The following is a 20,407-nucleotide window of genomic DNA, read 5'->3' as shown; positions in this document are numbered from 1 at the left end:
GCTCGCGAAGAGCAGGCTCATGAGGAGCAGGCTCATGAGCGGCCCGCGAAGTCCGGTGGTTGCAGGTTGCGTTGCACGACCAGCACCGGTTTCCGCAGGCGCGGCAGATCGCGGGCCTCCGCCCGCAGGACGCGCGGGCCCAGCGTGTCCTTCCGCAGGACCAGCACCTGCACCTCGAAGGTGCCGTCCCGGCCGACCCGTACACCGGACCGGTCCGCGGTGATGCCGATGTTCCACGTGAAACGTACGGTCTCGCCCGGCGGATAGTCCTTGCCCCGGGCCAGTACCGGCTGCCCCGGCTTCGCCACCTGCGGGGTGACCGTGAGCGAGGGCTTGAGGACCCGCAGCCGGTCGATGTCCTGGTTGTTCGCCACGCGCCGGTCGGGCAGGGTGCCGCGCACCGTGGCCCGTACGTCACCGGTGACCGCGTCCCGATAGGTCGCCGTCTGCGTCACCTCGACCCGGCCCCCGGCCGGAACCGTGCAGGGCCGGGCCGCCGTGCACCGGCTCAGCGCGGGCAGGCTGCGGTCCTTCGCCTCGGCGGTCCTCGGCCAGCTCGCCCCGAGGACGACTCCGGTCGCCGTGTCCGGGCCCGCGTTGGTGATCGTGAACCGGGCGAGCGCCGGCCGGCCCACGTACGTACGGTCCGGGCTGACATCGGCCCGTACCGCGAGGTCCGAGGCCGGAGGCGGGGGCGGCGGCGGAGTGGGCGGGTCCGGCGGGACGACGGGTTCCAGGACCTCGAACCGTGCCGTGTCCGCCCCCGTGTTGCCCGCCGAGTCCGTGGCCGTACAGGTGACCGTCGTCGTGCCGACCGGGAAGAGCGATCCGGACGGCGGGGCGCAGGTCACCGGCAGCTCCCCGTCCTGCGGGTCCGTCGCCGTGGCCGTGTACGAGATCCGTGCGCCGTCGTCGTCGGGCGCCCTGGCCGTACGGTCGTCCACGGTGACGACCGGGACGTCGACGTCGTTCACGGTGATGCTGATCTGCTGCTGGAAGTCGGGGTCGGCCGCGGCGGCGGGCCCGATCGTGTCCGTCCCCAGCACCTGCGTGCCGAGCAGGAACTGCACCGTGCAGGTCAGCGTCGTGCCCTGCGGGGCGTCCTCCGAGACGTCGACCGTCTCCGCGAAGTGCGCCGTCTCACCGCTGGTGAGCTGCCGGGTGGGCGGGTCGAGGGCGACCGTCAGATGCGGGTCGCAGGCCTCCAGCCGGTGGCCGACGGAGGTGGGGAGGTTGTCGAAGCCGTCGACGATCGCCTCGGCGACCCGGTCCCCGTCGATCCCTTCGAGCAGCCGGCCGCCGGTGGCCTCGATGATGCGGGTGGCCTGGCCCGGCGTGGTGGGCGGATCCTCGACGTAGTCCGGGTTTCCGGCGTCTCCGTTGCCGTTGAGGCCGTCGCCGATCGTGCTCTCGACATCGACCCCGATGACCCGGACGCCCTTGTCCTGGAGCGCGAAGATCGTGTCGTCGATGGTGTGGCCGTTGCTGGGCGAGTGGCTGGAGGCGTCCCCGACGAGCACCACGACCCGGCTCGCGCCCTCGCGGAACACCGTCTTGCCGCCCGCGCCGTCGGCGATCTGCCACAGCCCGTTGATCCAGTCCTCCGAAGGGCCGCGGCTGGCGCCGCCGAGGTCGGTCTTCAGCTGGTCGACGCCCTCCTGGACCTTCACCAGGTCGTCCGTCAGCTCCGTGAAGACCTGGAATCCCGCGTCGACATCGCCCTCCTGGTCGCCGAACGTGGCGACCGCGAACCGGGAGTCGGGCTGCTCGTCCAGGATCTTGCCGGTGATGGCGGGCAGGTTCTCGCGGACGCTGGCGATCGGGTCGGCCATGCTCGCCGTACCGTCCACCAGCAGCACCACATCCGGCCGGGGCGGGATCGCCGGGGTCCGCACCTGCTTGTCCACGCCCGTCGAGCCGCCCGGGTCGAGCGTCTCCTCCAGCGTCGCCGGGGTGACCCACGGCTCCGGCACCGCAGCGGGCACCGGCACCGGCACGGCGGACGCCACCCCGCTCACACCCGACGCGGGGGCGAGCCCGGCGGCCAGCAGCAGAAGGACGCACGCGGCCGACCGGCGACGCGCCCCGGTGCGCCTGCCCGCCCGCACTCCCGGCCCGGCCCCTGGCTGAAACCACCGCACAGCGTTCCCCTCCCCGCGTCCCGCCCGGCACCTCGGCACCCAGGCGCCCGGGCACCACCGTCGCGCGACGCCCGCCCCCGTACGGAGAGAGGCGAGCCACTTCCGCGGGAAGGCCGAACTGCCCGATGGTGCAACGCCGTTCGCGAAGCCACCGCCATTCAGCCGGTCATCAGGGCCAGCAGGTCCAGCAGGGCCAGCAGGGCCAGCAGGGCCAGCAGGGCCAGCACGGCGGCAGGGCCATCACGGCGGCAGCCGAACGGGCCGTCAGATGAGGCCCTGCCGCATCGCGTACGCCACCGCGTGCGAGCGGTTGCGCAGCTGAAGACGGGTCATCACCGAGTGCAGCACGTTCTTGATCGTGCGCTCGGAGTACGCCAGCTTCGTCGCGATGTCCGCGGTGTCGTACCCCTCGGCGACCAGCCGCAGCACGTCCACCTCGCGCGCGGCCAGGCCGGTGAAGTGCAGACCACGCGGACCGAGCACCTGGCCCTGGAGCCGGCCGACCTCTTCGAGGAGGCGTCCGAGCAGGTCGGAGGGGAGGTGTCCCTCGCCGCGCGCCACCGTGCCGATGACCTGCACCAGATGGTCCGGCGTCGAATCCGAGCGCCGCACGACCCCCGCGACCCCGCACTCCGCGGCGCTCACCAGCTTCTGTTCGTCGATGTCCGTGGTCACCAGCACCGTGCGGCAGGTGCTGGTGCGCTGGATGTTGCGCAGAACGCGCAGGACCTCGTCGTCCACCGCGTCCACCACCATGACCACGACCTGCGGCGCGGCCTCTCCGTCGTCCCGGTCGACGACACTGACCTCGGGGCGGGCTCGTAGCTGACTGGCCACTCCGGCCTGGGAAATCGGGTCCTGCGCACGTAAAACGACAGTGATGCGCTCCATGCGAATGCTCCCCCTGGGCACCAGCCGGGAAGCGTCACACAGCATGCACAAGCTCCACAGCTGTATTCGTCCGCCCCATCAGTCGTGAGGCGGTCAGAAGATTCCCGTTCTTACTCGCGAGGAAACTGAAAGGTTGCTCCGGGCATCACATCTGCCCGAAAGTGTTCCTCCGTGACCGGTGCCCGCCCCCCGGCCCGGTTCTACGGTCCGGCGTATGAGTCTTACGGCAAGCCTCGACGCGTCGTCCGTCACCGTCGCACCGGGCGAGGAGACGACCCTTCCCCTGCAGATTCTCAACTCCGGCCGGACCGTGCAGGAATACCGCTTCGAGGTGGTCGGCGCGTGTGCCGCCTGGTCGGCGGTGGAGCCCGCGGTCCTCTCCCTCTACCCAGGAGACTCCGGAACCGTCTCGCTGGTCCTGCGCCCGCCGCGCGACGCGACGGTCCCCGCGGGCGAGACGACGTTCGGGATCCGGGTGAAGCCGACCGGCGACCAGGGCGACACGGTGGTGCCCGAGGGCCGGGTGACGGTCCTGCCGTTCACCGAGACGACCGCCGAACTGGTCCCGCGCAGCTCGAACGGCTCGCGGAGCGGACGGCACCAGTTCGCCGTCGACAACCGGGGCAACACCCCGGTGACCGTACGGCTGGGAGCCCAGCCCGGTACGGAACAGGCGCGGGTGGTCTTCGCCGCCTCCGAGCTCCGGATCGAGCCGGGGCACGCGGAGTTCGCGAAGCTGCGGGTCCGCCCGGCGAAGCGGATGTGGCGCGGTACGCCGGTGACGCACGCCTTCCAGGTGTTCGCCGCCCCGCAGGTGCCGGAGGGTGCGGAGCCGCCGCCTCCGGTGCTGGTGGACGGCTCCTACCAGCAGGAACCCATCCTGCCGCGCTGGCTGCCCCGGGCTCTGCTCACCGCGGCTCTGCTGCTCCTGGTCCTGGTGGGCCTCTGGTACGCGCTGCTGCGCCCGGCGGTGAAGTCCGCGGCCCGGGAGGCGGTCACGCCCGAGGCGGTACGGTCGGCCGCCGCGGCCGACAAGAGCAAGGCCCCGGAGGAGGGCGGACAGGGCGGTGCCGGTTCCGGGGGCGGCGACTCCTCCGGTGCGGGCACGGGCGGCGGCTCGGCCGGGCCCACCCCGTCACCGGGCGCGTCCGCCCCGGGCGGCACCGGCGGCGGCGACGCGGCGTCGGGCGCCCCGACCAGCGCGCAGGCCCGGGTGCAGGACGCGGTGGGCGGCGGCCCGAACACCGGGACGGCCCTGGAGGTACCGGCCGGCCACACCTTCCAGCTCACCGACATCGTGGTGCAGAACCCGCAGGGCGACGCGGGCACGGTCACCGTCACGGCCGGCGAGGACACCCGGGTCCTGAGCCTCGGGCTGGAGAACTTCCGCGACTCCGACTACCACTTCGTGACCCCGATCCTGGTGCCCGCGGGCGGCAAGGTCACGATGACGATCGACTGCCGGCGGGTCGGCAAGCCGGTGGGCGCCCCGGCCCCGGCACGGTGCTCGACCTCGATGTTCCTGGGCGGGACGATGCGCCCGGACTCGGCGGGCTGACACGCCCCAGGGCCGGATCCGGGGAGTCAGGCCAGGGCCTTCGGGCCAGGGGCCTCAGGCCGGAGGAGTCTCCTCCTCTTCCTCCTCCGGCTTCTTCTCCGCCGCTCGCTGCACGAACGACCCCTGTACGTCGGCGGGTTGCTCGTCCTCGTCCTCCGTGGCCTCTCGCTGCACGGCGGGCGCGGGCGCGGAGGCGGACTCGGAGGCGGCCGGGGCCGCGGTCTCCGGCGCGGGGTCGGCCAGCACCCGGTCGGCGTTCGCGACGGCTTCACGCTCGAAGCGGTCCGAGGGGTCGCTGACCCGGATGCCGCCCGGGGCCTCGGTGCCCTCCACCGGACCGTTGCGCTGCTGGATCACATGGGTCAGCTCATGGGCCAGCGTGGTGCGGCCCTGCGGCGACCCGGGGTCGTAGGCGTCGCGCTGGAACACCACGTTGTTGCCGACGGTGTACGCGTGCGCGCCGACGCCCTTCGCCGACTCGTGGGCGGCGGAGTCGTGGTGGACGCGTACGTCGGAGAAGTCCGCGCCCATCCGGCTCTCCATGTCCGTACGGGTGTCGGTGTCCAGGGCCGACCCGCCGGAGGAGATCACGTCGTGCACCGGCGACCGCTGCGCCTCGCCCTCTTCCGCCTGCGCGGTCTCCTCGGTCCGCTGGACGGCGGGCTCCGCGGCTGCCGACCGGGCGCGCTGGACCATCGCCCCGAGGGCGCCGTTGCCGGCCGTCCGCTGGATCAGCCCCATCCCGGCCGCCCCGACCACATCGGCCCGGCCCGCGGCGGCCGCCCGGAAGACGTGGTGGTCCTGCTCGCCGGGCGTCCGGTCAGCGGTTTCACCATGGTGCTCATCGCGCTGGTGGGCCTGCTCCCGCGCATCATGTCCGTGGTGGTCGTGATGGTCGTGCTGCTCCTGCTCGACGTCGTACGCGTCCATGCTCATCTCCCCTGACCTGACCGCGCCCTCTGACCTGACCGCGGCCCCTGACCTCACCGTCCCCGGCATTCCACGATTACGGCGCGGCCCCCGGACCGTCCAGCCCGCGCCCCGGCCGGGCAGGGGCATCCGCGGCTGCCTCATCGGGCAGCGCGGCGGCACGGACGGACGCGCACACCACGGCCGCCCCGCTCCTCCTTACTCCCTTCGGCCGACAGGGAGAGGCCATCGGCGCAGCCCCGGTCGCCGTGGGCCACAGGCCTCGCGATGATCGGCACCATGACCACGAGCGACAGCGGCAAGGACATCACCCTGCGGATCGCCCAGAATCCGGAGGCCGACGAGCTCCTCGGCCGCAGCCCGCTGGCCGCTCTGGTCGGCATGCTGCTGGATCAACAGGTGCCGATGGAGTGGGCGTTCACCGGCCCGTACACCCTCGCGGAACGGATGGGCTCCGACGACCTGGACGCGGGCCGGATCGCCGCGTACGACCCGGACGCCTTCACCGAACTGTTCACCGCCAAACCGGCCCTGCACCGCTACCCCGGTTCCATGGCCCAGCGGGTGCAGCAGCTGTGCCAGTACCTGGTGGCGGAGTACGACGGCGACGCGAGCGCGGTGTGGCGGACCGCCACGACCGGCGACGAGCTGCTGGAACGGCTCAAGGCGCTGCCCGGCTTCGGCGAGCAGAAGGCCAGGATCTTCCTCGCGCTGCTCGGCAAACAGCTCGGCGTACGGCCGACGGGATGGCGGGAGGCGGCGGGACCGTACGGAGAGGCCGGATCGCATCGGTCGGTCGCCGACATCACGGGTCCGGAGTCGCTCGTCGAGGTGCGCGCGTACAAGCAGGAGGCCAAGGCGGCGGCGAAGGCGGCAAAGGCAGCGAAGACGGCTAAGACCCCCAAGGCGGCCAAAGCAGCCAAAGCGGCGAAGAAGCCCGGAACCGCGCGGAAGAAGTGACGCGTACATGCGCAGGAACAGGCCGACGCCCCTGTCCGACCGATCAGAACCGGCCACACCGGTTCACAGGCGTCACGCCACTCGCTAGCTTTCGCAGCACATTCGTTCAGCCGTTTTCGGACCGGAAGGACTCCTGTGCACGCAACACGTCGCAGAGCCATCGCTGTTGTGGCCGCCACCGCTCTGGCCACACCGCTCCTCCTGGCCGCGTCCCCGCACCCCGGGCGCCCCGCACCGCACGACCCCGGCAAGGAAGCGGCGAAGCTGTCACGGGAGTTGGTGAGGAACGCGTCCGCGCGTGAGGCGCACCGCCACCTCCGGCAGTTCCAGGCGATAGCCGACTCCGCCGAAGGCCACCGCGCCGCCGGCTCGCTGGGCCACGACGCGTCCGCGGCGTACGTCTACCGCCAGTTGCAGCGGGCCGGGTACAAGGTCTCGTACGAGAGCTTCCGCTTCATCTACACCGAGACGCTGGCCGAAAAGCTCTCCGTGGTGACGCCGACGCCCCGCGACGTCACGATCAAGGCCATGACGTACACGCCGTCGACGAAGGAAGGCGGCCTGACGGCAGAGCTCGTCGCCGTACCCGTCGACGAGACGACCGGTTGCGAGGCCTCCGACTACGCCTCCGCGAACTTCACCGGCAAGATCGCGCTGATCAAGCGCGGTGGCTGCTCCTTCGCCGAGAAGCAGGCGGCCGCCGCCGAGGCGGGCGCGGCCGGAGCGGTCGTCTACAACAACGTCGAGGGCGTCCTGTCCGGCACGCTCGGCGAGGTCGCCGCCGGCAAGATCCCGACCGGCGGGCTCACCCAGGAGGAGGGCGAGAAGCTCGTCGCCGACCTCGCGGGCGGCGAGGTGACGGTCTCCTTCGAGATCCGCGAGTTCCAGGAGGACCGCCCGACCCGCAACGTCATCGCCGAGACACCCGGCGGCAGCGCGGCGCGGACCGTGATGCTCGGCGCCCACCTCGACTCGGTGACCGAGGGCCCCGGCATCAACGACAACGGCTCCGGATCCGCCGGTCTGCTCGAAGTCGCCCTGCAACTGGCGAAGTCGAAGAGCAAGCCCGCCAACAAGGTGCGGTTCGCCTGGTGGTCGGCGGAGGAGAACGGTCTGATCGGCTCGGAGAAGTACGTCGAGGCGCTCTCCGAGAAGCAGCGCGAGCAGATCCAGCTCTATCTGAACTTCGACATGATCGCCTCGCCGAACGGCGTCCAGTTCGTCTTCGACGGCGACAACTCCGACGAGGTCGGCGAGGGCCCCGGCCCGGAGGGCTCGGCCCAGCTGGAGCGTGACATCAACGAGTTCCTCGACGGCAAGGGCAAGCCGCACGAGGGCACGGACTTCACCGGCCGCTCGGACTACGGCCCGTTCATCGAGGCCGGCATCCCCTCCGGCGGTACGGACACCGGGGCGGAAGGCATCAAGACGGCGGCCCAGGCCGAGGTGTACGGCGGCGAGGCGGGGATCGCGTACGACCCCTGCTACCACGCGGCCTGCGACGACCTGGACAACATCGACATGGGCCACTTCGACACCAACATCGACGTGATCGCCAACGCCGTCGGCACGTACGCCCACGACCTGCGCTCGCTGACCCGCCCGGTCGACCCGGACACCGGCACCGGCACGCCCGGCAGCGGCGGCAGCGGCGGCGGCCTGCGCGAGGGCCACGGCCGAGTCGCGCGGTAACGGCGGAGTCCGCGCGGCAGCGGCCAGGCCTCGCGGCAACCGCCGAGCAGCGCGGTAACGGCCGAGCCGCCCGATATCAGCCGAGCCGCGCGATAGCGGCCGGGTCGCGCGATAGCGGCCGGGTCGCGCGATGGCCGACAACCGCTCCCAGGAGCCCGGTACGGACCCCGTACCGGGCTCCGGGGCTTTCCGCCGGACGGCCCCTGCCCCGGTATCCCGCCCTATTCGGCGCTATACGGCCTTTGCGCCGCCCTGCGTGGCACATCACGGTGAGGTTCCGTGGCTGCGCCCGGTGGCCCTTGCCCGGTAGGCTTTCCGTGTGATCTTCAAGCGCATCGGAAATGGTAAGCCGTACCCCGACCACGGCCGGGAATCCACCCGCCAGTGGGCGGATGTCGCGCCGCGTCCGGTTCGCCTGGACCAGCTCGTGACCACCAAGGGCCAGCTGGACCTGGAGACCCTCCTCGCCGAGGACTCCACGTTCTACGGCGACCTGTTCGCGCACGTCGTGAAGTGGCAGGGCGACCTCTATCTGGAGGACGGGCTGCACCGGGCGGTCCGCGCCGCGCTCCAGCAGCGCCAGGTGCTGCACGCCCGCGTCCTCGACCTGGGCTGACACCTCGACCTGGGCTGACACCGCCGCCCCGGCACTGCCTCCTCAGCACTGGCTCCTCAGCACCGCCCCGACACCCCGATTCGGGCTTTCGGGTGCTTTCACGCTCATCCGGGTGCCATACGTTGATCATTTAGTACGCATCATCACCGGGTCGCACTACGCTGCGTCCATGAGCATGCTCACTCCCCCCGGCATGGGCGGAAAGTACCGCATCACGGGCGACACCTACCCCCGCATGCGCCGCCCCCGGCACCGCCGCAGGCTGGTCCTCGCCGGTATCGGCGCCGTCGTCGCCCTCGGCCTGGCCGGCTGGGGCACTCTGCAGCTCATCGACGTCTTCACCGGCGGCGACAAGAGCGCCAGCGCGGCCGACCACAAGCGCGACTGCCCGACATCGGCCCCGAAGCCGTCGGCGGCCCCCGTCAAGGCGCTGCCGAAACCGGCCGCGATCAAGGTCAACGTCTACAACGCGACGACGCGCAGCGGGCTGGCCAAGGCCGCCGCCGAGGAGCTCAAGAAGCGCGGTTTCACCATCGGCGAGGTGGGCAACGCGTCGAAGGAGTACGACAAGAAGGTGCCGGGCGCGGGCGTGCTGCTCGGCGCACCGGCCGCGAAGAACGGCAGCTTCACGGTGCTCGGCACCCAGCTGGCGGGCACGGTGCAGAAGACGGACACCCGGAAGACGGGCGAGGTCGATCTGATCCTCGGGGCGAAGTTCAAGGCGTTCAGCACCCCGCAGGAGGCCACCGCGGCGATGACGGCCCTGACGAAGCCGGCCCCCGCGCCTTCCCCCACCTGCTGAAAGCCGGGCGGCCCGTCGGCCGACCTCGGCCGCCCCGCACATGAAAACGCCCCGCCCCGGCTCCGTACGGTCTCAGCTCGTACGGTGCCGGGGCGGGGCGCGTACATCGCGCCGAGGGCGGCCCTACTCGGCCGTGCCGTACATCCGGTCGCCCGCGTCGCCGAGGCCCGGAACGATGTAGCCGTTCTCGTTGAGCCGCTCGTCGACGGAGGCGGTGACGACGGTGACCGGGGTGCCGGCCAGCTCGCGCTCCATGACCTCGACGCCCTCGGGCGCCGCGAGGAGGACGACGGCGGTGACATCGTCGGCGCCGCGCTTGATCAGCTCGCGGATGGCCGCGACGAGGGTGCCGCCGGTGGCCAGCATCGGGTCCAGGACGTACACCTGGCGGCCGGAGAGGTCCTCGGGCATCCGGGTCGCGTACGTCTCCGCCTGGAGCGTCTCCTCGTTGCGGATCATGCCGAGGAAGCCCACTTCGGCGGTCGGCAGCAGCCGCACCATGCCGTCCAGCATGCCCAGACCGGCCCGCAGGATCGGAACGACGAGCGGCCGGGGGTGCGAGAGCTTGACGCCCGTCGTGGGCGTCACCGGGGTCTCGATGTCGACCTGCTCGGTACGCACATCCCTGGTGGCCTCGTAGGCGAGGAGGGTGACCAGCTCGTCGGCGAGCCGCCGGAAGGTCGGGGAGTCGGTGCGCTTGTCGCGCAGCGTGGTGAGTTTGTGCGCCACCAGCGGGTGGTCGACGACGTGGATCCGCATGCGTCAACAGTAACGGTGCCGTCCGGCACTCTGCGCTGGCATCAACCACCTGTTCGGGGGGAAGGTGGGGGCATACGGACCCAGCACTGGGGTGATGTGTCGATGGCTGACGGGGAACTGCGGCGCAACCAGGCCTCTGGCGGGCCGCGCGACGGGCGCGACGCCGAGGGCGTGGCGGGTACGACGAGCGAGGTCGAGGACGCGCAGGAGGGTGACGCGGCCCGCCGGCGCCGACGCGCCCAGTTCCTCCGCGAGCTCCACGAGGCCAAGCAGCTGCGCGACCGTGTGCAGCCGCGCCGGGCCCGCGCCGCCCGGATGCGGCAGCAGATGCGGATGCGCACTTTCCGCTGGTGAGGCCGTACCACGAGCGTTCCCGCGCCCCCTCCCGTACCACCGGCGCACTCCCTCGCCGATCAGCACGTCAGGGAGAGGGCCGACCAGGCACTCCTGGAACTGATGGCCGACGCAACGGTCGAAGAGGTCTCGCACGGCGCTTGTTTCTGCCACGATGCCGATTGGGCGGGGCTCAGGACGGACGGATCACCGTTCGCCCTCCCGTCGGACCGATTCGCCTATGACCAGTGGGAGAGTCACGGTGTACTTCGCCGCACTGCTCGCGCGCACCGAAGACGGGTGGGAAGCGAGCGATACAGAGCTCGACGATGTGGAGACCCTGTCCGATCTGACGGATCTGGCCCGGGAGGCCTCGGTGGACGAGGACACGGTCCTGGTCTACATCGAGCAGGAGGACGCCTGGTTCGGCGTCGTCCGGGTGGACGGTGAGGAGGACCCCCGAATCTACGTCTCGGACGCGTCCGCCGCCGCCCGCTCCTCGTACGGGGAGATCCTGCTCACCGACGAAATGCTCGGCCGCGAACCAGGGGCCGAGGACGAGATCGCCGCCCTGGAGGAGCTCGTCGACCTCGACGGCACGGAGGACGGCGAACCGGAACGGCCCACCCCCGCGGCCGTCGACCAGGACGACGACGCCCCCGACCCGGACGCCGTTCCGGCGGGGCCGATCGGTGAGCTCGGGGTCCTCGCCGACCTCGGGATGTCCGAGAAGGAGCTGCTGACCCTGCAGACCGACGCACTCGCGGAGATCGCGGAGGCCGTGGGAGCGGCGGAGGTCCTGGAGTCGGTCCGCTAGGCCGCCCCTGACGCACGCCCTCCTTCCTTCCCTCCCTCTCTCCCTCCCCACCAGTCCCGTCCGTTAGGGTCCGCGGGTGATCGCACGACCGCCGAACCCCTCACCTGAGCCCGTCCCGGGTCCTGTACGCGGGCCCGAGCCCGACCCCGTACGCGACCCCTGGCAGACACCGATGCGCCGCGCCCTGGCCGAGGCCGCGCAGGCGGCGTCGGCCGGCGATGTGCCGGTCGGCGCCGTCGTTCTGGGCCCCGACGGAACCGAGCTCGCCGCCGCCCACAACGAACGCGAGGCCACCGGCGACCCGACCGCGCACGCCGAGATCCTGGCCCTGCGCCGAGCCGCCGAGGCAGTGGGAGAGTGGCGCCTGACCGACTGCACCCTGGTGGTCACCCTGGAGCCCTGCACGATGTGCGCGGGCGCCCTGGTCCAGTCCCGCGTCGCCCGGGTCGTCTACGGCGCCCGCGACGAGAAGGCCGGCGCGGCGGGCTCCCTCTGGGACGTGATCCGCGACCGCCGCCTGAACCACCGCCCGGAGGTCATCGCGGGCGTCCTGGAGCCGGAGTGCGCGGAGCAGCTGACGACGTTCTTCCGCTCCCTCTGACCAGGTGAGAAGTGGCTCCGGAGAACCGATTTCTGTCCACGCCCCGGGATGGTCTAAGCTCTCTCTCGGTAGCGTGTCCGAGCGGCCGAAGGAGCTCGCCTCGAAAGCGAGTGTGGCGTAACCCGTCACCGTGGGTTCAAATCCCACCGCTACCGCTGTAGACGAAGGGCCCGGTTCACTGAACCGGGCCCTTCGCTTTGCCCTCAGCCTGAGCCGGTGAGTACGAGCACCTCGGCGTCCCGGTCCCTCGGCCGCTCTCCTGCCGGTTTCCAAATGAGGCCGTCGACCTGTCACGCAACGCCCGCAGGTCTCACCCCCTTAATTCGTGGAACACGATCAAAGGGGGGTGCTTGAGGCGGCAGACGGAGCATGACAGGACAGGAATCCTACTGCTAGTGGGACAATGCGGGTGTGGCTGCCGACTACGCACTTCCGGACGAGACCACCGTCAAGAAGTCCGTCACCATCCCCAGGTCGCTTGCCAGCGAGGTCGAGGCCCGCACAGGCTCCCGGGGCTTCTCCCGCTTCGTCTCCGAAGCCATCGAGCACGCCCTCGCCCTGACCAAAACCAGGGAGATCGTCGAGGCCTACGAGGACGAGCACGGCTCCTTCACTCCCGAGGAGATCGAGGAGGCCCGTCGGGCATGGCACGGCGAGTAGCCCCGGCGTTCCCCCGGGCCCTCTTCATCCTTGACGCACAGCCTCTGTCCCTCCTTGCCGACCAGGACCGCAGGATGACGCTGATACTCAAGGTCGCCGAAGCCGAGGGCTACGCGGCAGCCATCTCCACGGTCAGCATCGCCGAAGTCCGCCGTACCGGAAGGGCCGCGGACCACCTGCGCTCGCTCCGCTCCCGGCTCACCGTCATTCCCGCGACTGAGGTGATCGCCGATCGTGCGGCAAAACTACTGGAGGACGTCGGCCTGGACGGTCACGAAAACGTCGTGGACGCGCTCGTCGTCGCCACGGCTGCCTGCTCCGACGGGCCGATGAAGGTCGCCTCCACCGACGGTTCTCACATCCCGAAGCTCTGCCACGCTGCGTCCGTGGGCCGCAACAGCCCGGTGGAGTGGGTACACGTCTGACCTGATCGGTGTGCTCCATCGCAGGGCCGGCACACCGGGTCAACGGGTAAGGGCCCAGCGCCTGCGCGATGAGCCCTACGCGGGTCACGCCCGGCTCGGCCGGATGGCCTCGCTCGGATCCCGCAGCCATACGTGCTGGCCCCGATCGGTGACGGTCAGCCCGAATTGGTCGGCGTCGGGCCGCCCTTCCGTCTCGTACTCCCACCAGCTCTGTTCGATCTCCTCCCAGAGGAATCCGGGCCCGTACTGCCACACCTCTTCTCCCGTGGCGGCTGTCGCGGCGCTTCCGTCTTCGCGGGTCGCCCACACGTGAACGCCGTTGTCGGTGCTTTGGTGGATGAGGCGTACGCCGGGGAGCCGGGCCCCGGCGTAGAGGGCGAAGCCGAGGTCGAGGAGGAGGGCGGGGTCCAGGCCTGCGGCACGCGCCCGGCCTTTCCCGTGTACGTCGTGGAGGTCGGGGAGGCGGTGGGCGCGCATGGGCATGTACGTGGCACCGCCGCGGAACGGGCCGATCGCGGTGCCGTCGTCCTGGACATGGAGCTGGACCAGCGCGCCCGACCAGAACTCCCGGGCCAGCGGAGCGACAACGATCCCTCCGGGCCGGACTTGTCGAAGCAGGGCGTACGGGATGTACCGCAACGCGCAGGTGGCGATGAGCCGGTCGACCGGGCCGAGGCCGGGCCAGGGTTGTTCGCCGTCGCCGACGCGCAGGTGCGGCCGGTACCCGGCCTGGGCCAATGCCTCTTCAGCTTGCCGGGCCACGACCGGGTCCAGCTCGATGCTGTGGACCAGGTCGTCACCGAGGCGTTCGCAGAGCAGCGCGGCGACGTACCCGGTGCCGGTGCCGATCTCCACCACCCGCTGACCGTCCTGAACTTCGAGCAGGCCGAGCATCCGGGCCACCATCGAGAGCATCGAGTTCGACGACGTCGCCACACCCGGTCCGTCCTCGGCCCCGTCATCGAGTTGCGTGACGACCGGCTCGTCGCTGTTCACCAACGCCAGCCACGCTTCCGTGCCCACGACCGGCTCGCACCGGTCCGGAAGCTGCCGCCAGACTTCCGCCGGGACGAACCCGCTGCGCGGCACAGCATCAAAGACCTGCCGCCAACGGGCAGTGAGCAGCCCCCGATCGGCCAACTCCTGTACCAGCGCCGGGTACGTAGGGACCTGGTGTGCGGTGCTCATGGCTGCGGGGCGAACTGGGGCCGGCTGCCGTCCGGTGACGGCTTCGGCTCCTGCGGCGGGGTCCACGGCTTGTCCGACGGCGGCCCGCCGTGCTTACCGGCCTCGACGGGTACGGAGGTGCTGGTCATCGTCCATCTCCTCTGATCGGTGAAGCTGACTGGTTGAGAAGGTGGTGCAGTCGGTAGATCCCGTACGGCGGGAACAGGTCGACCCGGCGCGGGCAGCCACCCACGGCACACGCCCGGCACAGCAGATCCCGGCCGTTGGCAGTGCGCCGGACTGCGGTCACCGGTGCTCGCCAGCACGCCTCACACGTACGGATATCCGTGACCGACAGGTCGAGGGTCATCCGGCACCCCGGAGAGCAACGGGCAACGGCGCGTGGCACGGACAGACACAGTCCGGCCGACAGCACACCGCATGCACTGCGGCCAGGTCCGTCACCAACGCACTGCGACAGGCCATGCCGTACGGGCCGTCCGCCCCCAGCGACAACCCATCCAGGTCTGCCACCGCACCCCGGGGCACATCAACGGAAGTGATCGGATCACCACGCCACAACAACGTCACCTCATGCTCCGGACAGTAAGCACCCACCCTGTCCTCGGACGGCACCTCGTGCGCGACCCCATCCGCGTAGCACCTCATCCGCGCCGCGTCTCCCGCCAAACACGACCCAACCGCACAGCCATCGGACAAGAAACTCCGGCACGGCAGGTGGCGCAGGACTGGGTGTGGCCGAGCCACATTCTGTACGTGGCGTCGCCGCTCTCGCTCCGGCTGCTCCTGGTGCGGCGTTCGCCGGTATGTGGCCGGGCGATGCCCGGTTCCTCCACGGGCACGGAAATGCTCATCCGGTCTCCTCACAACTGCCTGTCTGGCGCGGACAGGTAGAGCATGGATGGCACGACTACACGTGACTGCTACTGCATGTAGCGGCACGCACGGTTCAGACGGCTCCGGCCCAGTGGGCGAAGTGCGTCAGGCTCTCGGCGTCAGAGCGATGGAAGCGGCGCAGGCTTCGGGCGACCTCACGCGTCCAGGGATGCTCCCGTGTGTGCTGGGGGGCCGCAGCACGTGCCATTCGGAGGCTGTTGAAGGCCTCTACAGGTCGGCCTGCCCAGTCTTGAGCCCTGGCGAGTTCGATGTAGAAACCACTGCGACGCTCGGCCGGCAGATCGATGCCCGGATCCCATGCCTCAGCAGCGCGAAGGGCCCGGTCCACGTGGCCAGGTCCGAGGCTGACGGCGACAGACACTTCGTGGATACGGACGCTCTCAGGCCCAAAGGCCGTGCCCAGATAACAGCCTTCGCCGCCGACTTGTCGGCTCAGCTGACGCGCATGACCCAGGTGAGTTTCCGCCCCGGCAGCATTCTGCGCGCGACCCGCGAGCACTGCGGCCCTCATGTGCAGTGCACCGCGAGCAGCCGCCTGCGTACGCCCGTCCGGTGGTGGGGCAGCCTCGATGGCCTGCTCCAGCGCTACCAGGCCTGCTGCGTGGGCACGGGCCGCGAAGAACGTCTCCGCGCGGACGTACGAGGCGGCCGCCTGGACGAGGGGGTCCTCTGCCCGGTCCGCTGCCCAGCGCATCAGGTCGATGAGCCGCGCGGAGAGGTCGTGTGCCCCGTGCTTGAAAGCGACGGCATCTGCGGTCCGAGCGGCAGAGGCCAGCATCCGCGCGGCGTTCTTGTGCTCAGTTCCGGGCGCTGTATGGACGTACCGAATCGCGTCCGCCAACAACCCGGGAATGACGGCGGCGATCCGGCCGTACTGGGCAGCGAGACGCCAGCCCACCGCCGTAGTGATCCCATCGGCCAGTTCCTCCGGTCTACGTGCCGGCGCCCCCAGGGCAAGGTCATACCCGACGATCGCTTCCGACAGGGCGGGCAGCGCCCGATGGACACGACGCTCCGTGCCGACGTAATCCGCGCGTAGACGCGCGACATCCACTCCAAGGGCATCCGCGATCGCTTCGAGCACCTCGTCGCTGGGCCGACGAGCGCCTCGCTCAATGGCACGAACCATGGCGTAGGACACGTGAGAGGCCGCGGCAAGTGCGGTCTGGGTGTAGCGGCGTGCGCGGCGGCAGGCGGCAATCCGTCGGCCGATCTCCTGCGGGCTGTCGGAGGACACCTGCTGACTGTACGCGGGCGATGACGTTACGGAAGCCGATTCCCGCTACTTCCCAGCAATATCGGTGAGTTCGGACAGCGACCGGATCACCCAGTCGGCCGTCGCGTGTACACGGTCGTCCCCGACCCAGAGGTGTCCCCAGGGGCCCCTGCGGATGTGCGCGGTGCGGAGTCCGGAAGCGGCGGCGGGGAACGTGTCGTTCGCGGGGTGGTCGCCGACGTACACGGTGTCGCGCGCAGGGGCACCCGACGCCTCCAGCACCTTCGCGAAGAACTCCGCCGACGGCTTGGCGCACCCCCACTCTTCGGAGGTCACGACGAGATCGGCGGGCAGGTCCAGCCCCCGCAGCAACTCGCCTGCACGGACCGTCTGGTTGCCTGCGACGACTACGCGCATCCCGAGTCGGCGGAGCCCCGCGAGTGCGGGGCGGACGTCTTCGTAGAGGTCGCTCTCGTCGAGGTACTCGCCCCGCCCGGCTGCCTCGCGGGCGGCGTACTCGGCCGGAATATCGATGCCCGGCTTCACCAGCTTCAGCGCTTCGGAGTTGTCGAGCCCTTGGGCGGTCACGGCACCGACGAGAGCGGACAGCGTGTGTCGAGGCGTGCCGAGCCAGTCGGCCCAGGAACGCCAGTAGCGGTCGTCGCGGACGAGAGTCTCACCGATGTCGAACACGAACGTCTTCACGCATCGAGCCTAGGGCTGACAACCGTCCCGCGCGATGCCGTCCCAGCCTGATCCTGAACTCACCGGGGCTCGGGGCGGACACAGGTCGCCAGCTAGGCCGGCACCTTACGGAGGTCCTGGTGCTGGTGATCGAGGAGATCTGACGATGGGCATGGATCCGCTGCCGGACGGGGAGATCGCAGCGCGCTTGGCCGAGTTGCCGGGGTGGGTGCGTGAAGGAAACACAATCACCCGCGCGGTCGGCGTCCGGCACCACGGCGGCGTCGCGCTGATCGTCAACGTTGCGGACGTCGAGCGGCTCGTCGGCCACCACGCGGACATCGACCTGCGGTGGGATCACGTACGGTTCCGGATCACGACGCACGACGCCGGCCACCGGCTGACCGCGGCCGACTTCGATCCGGCCGCACGGAGCGACCGGATCGCGGCGGCACACCAGGCGCGGGCTCACAACGTCTGAAGGCATCCGGTATGCAATCCGCCTCGCCGACGAACTCCTGTCACAGGGAAGTCCCGACTGGCTGCGCACCGCCCTGGAAGAAGGCAACACGTAGGCCCCGAAGCTCGGGTCCCGAGCCGCAAGACTCGGGCCTCGGGGCCGGTCCGGTCACTCTTCCGGGGGTACGTGAACGGGGGCCCGGCCCGAAGCTTGAGACCCGGGATTCGGGCGTCGGGATACGAGACCCGTGACACGAGCGCCTTCTTTAACCGGTAGGTAGAAGAAGGGGGTTGGGGAAAACCTTCCCTCCCTCCCCACCCCGCCACGGCCAGCAAGTATGACTAATCGTGACAGCTTGCGGCGCAGCGTGACCGCCGCTTACGGTGCGAGAACTAATCGACCCCGACGCGGTGTTGCCACACCAGGCCGGGGTCTCACCGCAAGATCGATCCAGTGAGAAAGTTCCGATCCCGTGGCTACAAAGCACATTAGCTCCGTCCTGCCTGCCCCCGCACTCTCCGCCGCGTACCCGATGGCCAATCCCGGGTACGGCAAGCGCTCCGCGCCACAACAACTTCCCCGCACCCGCGAGGACTTCTCTCTTCTGCCGACGCGTGAGCGGTACGTCGCCGGGTACGTCGACCACCTCCCCGAAGGTGCCGCGATGAGCGTGAAGCAGCTGGCCAAACAGCTCCCGCTCTACGGGCAACAGTCCATCTCCACCGCCCTGACCGCCCTCTCCGTCGCCGGGCACCTCCGCCGCGTCCGGTGCTCCGTCACCAACGCAGGCGACGAAACCCGCTGGGTCTTCCGCACCTTCTGGTCCCGCACCGCCCGCGACAGCGAATGGTGGAACGACTACCTCGCCACCGAGAACAGCAGCTCGGCCGCGAACTCTGCGCTGGATACCCCGGCCCTCGACGCCACTCCCCCGCCGCCCGCACCGGAAGAACCCCGTACGGAACAGGCCCCCGAAGCCACCGGCGTACCGCAGCAACGCACACCGGACCAGGCACCCGACACCGCTCCCGCACAACCCCATACCGCCGAACCCGAACCCGGGCCCGCCTACCTCGCCCTCGCCCACCTCGGCCGCAACGACCACCGCCTCGCCCTCTCCGCCGACGACTGCACCGCCCTCGAACCACTGGCAACCCAATGGCTCGACCGAGGCGTCAACATCGACTACCTCACCCACGCCCTCACCGCAGGACTCCCCGCCCAGGTCGACTCACCACTCGGCCTCCTCCGCCGACGCCTCACCGACAAGATGCCGCCCCGGCTGCCCGCCGCCGAGAACTCCTCACCCGGAAGCCCCGCCCCCACCCGCCGCATCCTCATGGAGTGCACCGACTGTGGTCGGCCCGGCCAGCCCGAAGCCCTCCCCGACGGGCTCTGCCGACCCTGCCGCACAGCCCACCGCCCCGACACCCCGCCCGCCGAAGCCACCGAAGCCGCCGACGTCAGAGCACGCATGACCAACCTCCGCGACCTGCTGAAATCGGTCTGAGTTGGTCACATTCGAGTTCGTCGGCAAGGACTCGGGACGCACCCGACGGGACGCGGCTAGCCTGCGCTCCATGAGCGAGAGGGCCGAGAGCATCGGTGTGGATCGTGGTGACCGTCCGGGCTGGGACGCCACGCGGTCCTGGGTGGAGAAGAACGGGCTCTCCGAGGCCGAGCGCATCGAGCAGGTCGTGCCGTTGCGTGGTGGTTGGACGTCGGAGATGCGGCGGCTGGATCTCGGTGGGCCGGGTGGGGCGCGGTCGCTCGTTCTGCGGTCCTTCGTCAAGCCGTTCTACGTTCGGCACGCGGAGGGTTTGTTGAACCGGGAGGCCGACATCCTGCGTCTCCTCCGTGATACGGACGTACCCGCCGCCACCCTCGTGGCCGTGGATGCGGCGGCCGAGCATTGCGATCACCCCTCCCTGCTGATGTCCCTGCTTCCGGGGGCCCTGCGCCTCGACGATCACGGTGCCGATGACCGTGCCGATCTCCTGGCGCGGCAGCTCGTGCGGATCCATCGGCTGCCCGTGGCCGCGCATCAGCGCCCCCGGACCTATCAGGCCTGGGCCTCTCCCGAGCGGGTGGTCCTGCCCCCGGCCACCGCGCGGCCCGAGCTCTGGCGGCGGGCCGTCGATGTCATCCGCCGCGAGCCTCCGGCGTATGAAGGGTGCTTTCTGCATCGGGATTTTCATCCGGGGAATGTCCTCTTCTCCGGCACCGGCGACGGTGACCGTGACGGTGGCGGCGACGGCCTTCGGATCAGTGGGGTCGTGGACTGGGTGGAGACCTCCTGGGGGCCCGCCGATCTGGACGTGGCGCACTGTTCGACGGCCCTCGCTCTGCTGCACGGGGTTCCCGCGGGCATGCGGTTCACCGATCGGTATGTCGACGCGGGAGGAACCCTGGCCGGGGACCCCTCCGACCATCTCTACTGGCGGCTGCTGGACGCGCTCGGTTTCGCCCCGGACGGGGAGAAGGTCGCTGTCCCCTGGCGGGAAGTGGGCCGCGTCGATCTGACCGCCGACGTCCTCGCTCAGCGGCTGGAGGGGTACGTCCAGGCCCTCTTCGAGCGTTACGCCTGAACGCTCGCTGCGATGTCCTCGCCGATGCCCCTGCGCACAGCAGAGCGCCCGGCCGGCGTACAGAGGATGTACGGCGGCCGGGCGCTCCGGTTCAGGTCGGGGGAAGCGGCATCGGGGGGACAAGCCGCTTCCCCCGATGAGAACAGGGCCTGCTGGCCGGCCCGCCGCGGTCAGGGGGTATCGCGCGGC

21 protein-coding genes and 1 tRNA gene are annotated in these 20,407 nt (G+C 70.7%); 14 read left to right on the top strand and 8 right to left on the bottom strand.

All coding sequences use genetic code 11. The features are described 5' to 3' along the window. Nucleotides 1-32: 32 nt before the first annotated feature. Nucleotides 33-2,141 carry a VWA domain-containing protein gene (locus tag KV381_RS19055; RefSeq protein ID WP_373461056.1) on the bottom strand — a complete coding sequence of 703 codons (2,109 nt, stop codon included), beginning with the start codon at nt 2,139-2,141 and terminating at the stop codon, nt 33-35. A 264-nt stretch (nt 2,142-2,405) separates the two neighbouring features. Then, nucleotides 2,406-3,032: a response regulator transcription factor gene (locus KV381_RS19050; protein WP_030075885.1), complete on the bottom strand. Its 627-nt coding sequence runs from the start codon at nt 3,030-3,032 to the stop codon at nt 2,406-2,408. 214 nt (nt 3,033-3,246) lie between these two features. On the opposite strand from KV381_RS19050, the gene KV381_RS19045 reads away from it, so the two are divergent. Continuing rightward, nucleotides 3,247-4,590 carry a hypothetical protein gene (locus KV381_RS19045; RefSeq protein ID WP_218785779.1) on the top strand — a complete coding sequence of 448 codons (1,344 nt, stop codon included), beginning with the start codon at nt 3,247-3,249 and terminating at the stop codon, nt 4,588-4,590. Nucleotides 4,591-4,644: 54 nt separating this feature from the next. Here the strand turns inward: KV381_RS19045 and KV381_RS19040 are convergent, their stop codons facing one another. Further along, nucleotides 4,645-5,520: a DUF4157 domain-containing protein gene (locus KV381_RS19040; protein ID WP_218785777.1), complete on the bottom strand. Its 876-nt coding sequence runs from the start codon at nt 5,518-5,520 to the stop codon at nt 4,645-4,647. 279 nt (nt 5,521-5,799) lie between these two features. Here KV381_RS19040 and KV381_RS19035 point away from each other — a divergent pair, with 279 nt between their 5' ends. The 4 genes from KV381_RS19035 (at nt 5,800) to KV381_RS19020 (ending at nt 9,590) form a co-directional block, all read left to right on the top strand. Further along, entirely contained in the window at nt 5,800-6,480 is a 681-nt protein-coding gene (locus KV381_RS19035) for an HhH-GPD-type base excision DNA repair protein (RefSeq protein ID WP_218785775.1), read from the top strand. A 159-nt stretch (nt 6,481-6,639) separates the two neighbouring features. Next, on the top strand, nt 6,640-8,172 hold the full coding sequence (locus KV381_RS19030) for a M28 family metallopeptidase (RefSeq protein ID WP_030075876.1): 1,533 nt from the start codon (nt 6,640-6,642) through the stop codon (nt 8,170-8,172). A 319-nt stretch (nt 8,173-8,491) separates the two neighbouring features. Further along, nucleotides 8,492-8,788: a type II toxin-antitoxin system VapB family antitoxin gene (locus KV381_RS19025; RefSeq protein ID WP_003967677.1), complete on the top strand. Its 297-nt coding sequence runs from the start codon at nt 8,492-8,494 to the stop codon at nt 8,786-8,788. A 193-nt stretch (nt 8,789-8,981) separates the two neighbouring features. After that, nucleotides 8,982-9,590 carry a LytR C-terminal domain-containing protein gene (locus KV381_RS19020; RefSeq protein ID WP_030627100.1) on the top strand — a complete coding sequence of 203 codons (609 nt, stop codon included), beginning with the start codon at nt 8,982-8,984 and terminating at the stop codon, nt 9,588-9,590. A gap of 123 nt (nt 9,591-9,713) precedes the next feature. On the opposite strand, the gene upp is transcribed toward KV381_RS19020, so the two are convergent. Beyond that, a complete protein-coding gene (gene upp, locus KV381_RS19015) occupies nt 9,714-10,349 on the bottom strand; it encodes a uracil phosphoribosyltransferase (RefSeq protein WP_030075862.1) in 636 nt (211 codons plus the stop codon). Between the two features lie 102 nt (nt 10,350-10,451). Between upp and KV381_RS19010 the strand changes: the two genes are divergently transcribed. The 6 genes from KV381_RS19010 to KV381_RS18985 all read left to right on the top strand — a co-directional run bounded on the left by KV381_RS19010 (nt 10,452) and on the right by KV381_RS18985 (nt 13,185). Next, complete coding sequence (locus KV381_RS19010) at nt 10,452-10,703, top strand: hypothetical protein (RefSeq protein WP_030627095.1); 252 nt, start codon at nt 10,452-10,454, stop codon at nt 10,701-10,703. 241 nt (nt 10,704-10,944) lie between these two features. Next, on the top strand, nt 10,945-11,499 hold the full coding sequence (locus tag KV381_RS19005) for a hypothetical protein (RefSeq protein WP_030075858.1): 555 nt from the start codon (nt 10,945-10,947) through the stop codon (nt 11,497-11,499). A gap of 172 nt (nt 11,500-11,671) precedes the next feature. Further along, nucleotides 11,672-12,100: a tRNA adenosine(34) deaminase TadA gene (gene tadA, locus KV381_RS19000; protein WP_218787253.1), complete on the top strand. Its 429-nt coding sequence runs from the start codon at nt 11,672-11,674 to the stop codon at nt 12,098-12,100. 67 nt (nt 12,101-12,167) lie between these two features. Next, nucleotides 12,168-12,255, top strand: a tRNA-Ser gene (locus KV381_RS18995). A gap of 256 nt (nt 12,256-12,511) precedes the next feature. Beyond that, a complete protein-coding gene (locus KV381_RS18990; protein WP_256995101.1) occupies nt 12,512-12,760 on the top strand; it encodes a hypothetical protein in 249 nt (82 codons plus the stop codon). Nucleotides 12,761-12,834: 74 nt separating this feature from the next. Further along, nucleotides 12,835-13,185, top strand: a complete 351-nt coding sequence (locus KV381_RS18985) for a DNA-binding protein (protein WP_218785773.1) — start codon at nt 12,835-12,837, stop codon at nt 13,183-13,185. Between the two features lie 84 nt (nt 13,186-13,269). Here KV381_RS18985 and KV381_RS18980 read toward each other — a convergent pair whose 3' ends face one another. The 4 genes from KV381_RS18980 to KV381_RS18970 form a co-directional block, all read right to left on the bottom strand. Further along, nucleotides 13,270-14,373, bottom strand: coding sequence for a methyltransferase domain-containing protein (locus KV381_RS18980; RefSeq protein WP_218785771.1), 1,104 nt, complete (start codon nt 14,371-14,373; stop codon nt 13,270-13,272). Then, entirely contained in the window at nt 14,370-14,501 is a 132-nt protein-coding gene (locus KV381_RS36545) for a hypothetical protein (RefSeq protein ID WP_256995100.1), read from the bottom strand. The genes KV381_RS18980 and KV381_RS36545 overlap by 4 nt, the downstream gene beginning before the upstream one ends. A gap of 821 nt (nt 14,502-15,322) precedes the next feature. Beyond that, on the bottom strand, nt 15,323-16,507 hold the full coding sequence (locus tag KV381_RS18975; RefSeq protein WP_030627084.1) for a helix-turn-helix transcriptional regulator: 1,185 nt from the start codon (nt 16,505-16,507) through the stop codon (nt 15,323-15,325). A 45-nt stretch (nt 16,508-16,552) separates the two neighbouring features. Next, nucleotides 16,553-17,191 carry an HAD family hydrolase gene (locus KV381_RS18970; RefSeq protein ID WP_030627081.1) on the bottom strand — a complete coding sequence of 213 codons (639 nt, stop codon included), beginning with the start codon at nt 17,189-17,191 and terminating at the stop codon, nt 16,553-16,555. A gap of 145 nt (nt 17,192-17,336) precedes the next feature. Here KV381_RS18970 and KV381_RS18965 point away from each other — a divergent pair, with 145 nt between their 5' ends. The 3 genes from KV381_RS18965 (at nt 17,337) to KV381_RS18955 (ending at nt 20,218) form a co-directional block, all read left to right on the top strand. Continuing rightward, complete coding sequence (locus tag KV381_RS18965) at nt 17,337-17,651, top strand: 4a-hydroxytetrahydrobiopterin dehydratase (protein WP_030627079.1); 315 nt, start codon at nt 17,337-17,339, stop codon at nt 17,649-17,651. A gap of 511 nt (nt 17,652-18,162) precedes the next feature. After that, nucleotides 18,163-19,140, top strand: a complete 978-nt coding sequence (locus KV381_RS18960; protein WP_256995097.1) for a MarR family transcriptional regulator — start codon at nt 18,163-18,165, stop codon at nt 19,138-19,140. Between the two features lie 70 nt (nt 19,141-19,210). Further along, the gene (locus tag KV381_RS18955; protein WP_218785767.1) at nt 19,211-20,218 is read left to right on the top strand and encodes a phosphotransferase family protein; all 1,008 of its coding nucleotides are present in this window, start codon (nt 19,211-19,213) and stop codon (nt 20,216-20,218) included. Nucleotides 20,219-20,407: the final 189 nt, after the last annotated feature.

This window comes from Streptomyces sp. WY228 (assembly GCF_019287315.1).
Taxonomy (GTDB): Bacteria; Actinomycetota; Actinomycetes; order Streptomycetales; family Streptomycetaceae; genus Streptomyces; species Streptomyces caviscabies.
The sequence above is the reverse complement of the archived record's forward strand: the minus strand, read 5'-3'. Positions and strand labels throughout refer to the sequence as shown.

What these genes read in the sequence shown, in the direction of transcription:
- KV381_RS19050 (WP_030075885.1), bottom strand. Translation starts at nt 3,032, where the DNA reads ATGGAGCGCATCACTGTCGTTTTACGTGCGCAGGACCCGATTTCCCAG.
- KV381_RS19045 (WP_218785779.1), top strand. Translation starts at nt 3,247, where the DNA reads ATGAGTCTTACGGCAAGCCTCGACGCGTCGTCCGTCACCGTCGCACCG.
- KV381_RS19040 (WP_218785777.1), bottom strand. Translation starts at nt 5,520, where the DNA reads ATGGACGCGTACGACGTCGAGCAGGAGCAGCACGACCATCACGACCAC.
- KV381_RS19035 (WP_218785775.1), top strand. Translation starts at nt 5,800, where the DNA reads ATGACCACGAGCGACAGCGGCAAGGACATCACCCTGCGGATCGCCCAG.
- KV381_RS19020 (WP_030627100.1), top strand. Translation starts at nt 8,982, where the DNA reads ATGGGCGGAAAGTACCGCATCACGGGCGACACCTACCCCCGCATGCGC.
- upp (WP_030075862.1), bottom strand. Translation starts at nt 10,349, where the DNA reads ATGCGGATCCACGTCGTCGACCACCCGCTGGTGGCGCACAAACTCACC.
- KV381_RS19010 (WP_030627095.1), top strand. Translation starts at nt 10,452, where the DNA reads ATGGCTGACGGGGAACTGCGGCGCAACCAGGCCTCTGGCGGGCCGCGC.
- tadA (WP_218787253.1), top strand. Translation starts at nt 11,672, where the DNA reads ATGCGCCGCGCCCTGGCCGAGGCCGCGCAGGCGGCGTCGGCCGGCGAT.
- KV381_RS18985 (WP_218785773.1), top strand. Translation starts at nt 12,835, where the DNA reads ATGACGCTGATACTCAAGGTCGCCGAAGCCGAGGGCTACGCGGCAGCC.
- KV381_RS18980 (WP_218785771.1), bottom strand. Translation starts at nt 14,373, where the DNA reads ATGAGCACCGCACACCAGGTCCCTACGTACCCGGCGCTGGTACAGGAG.
- KV381_RS36545 (WP_256995100.1), bottom strand. Translation starts at nt 14,501, where the DNA reads ATGACCAGCACCTCCGTACCCGTCGAGGCCGGTAAGCACGGCGGGCCG.
- KV381_RS18965 (WP_030627079.1), top strand. Translation starts at nt 17,337, where the DNA reads ATGGGCATGGATCCGCTGCCGGACGGGGAGATCGCAGCGCGCTTGGCC.
- KV381_RS18960 (WP_256995097.1), top strand. Translation starts at nt 18,163, where the DNA reads ATGGCCAATCCCGGGTACGGCAAGCGCTCCGCGCCACAACAACTTCCC.
- KV381_RS18955 (WP_218785767.1), top strand. Translation starts at nt 19,211, where the DNA reads ATGAGCGAGAGGGCCGAGAGCATCGGTGTGGATCGTGGTGACCGTCCG.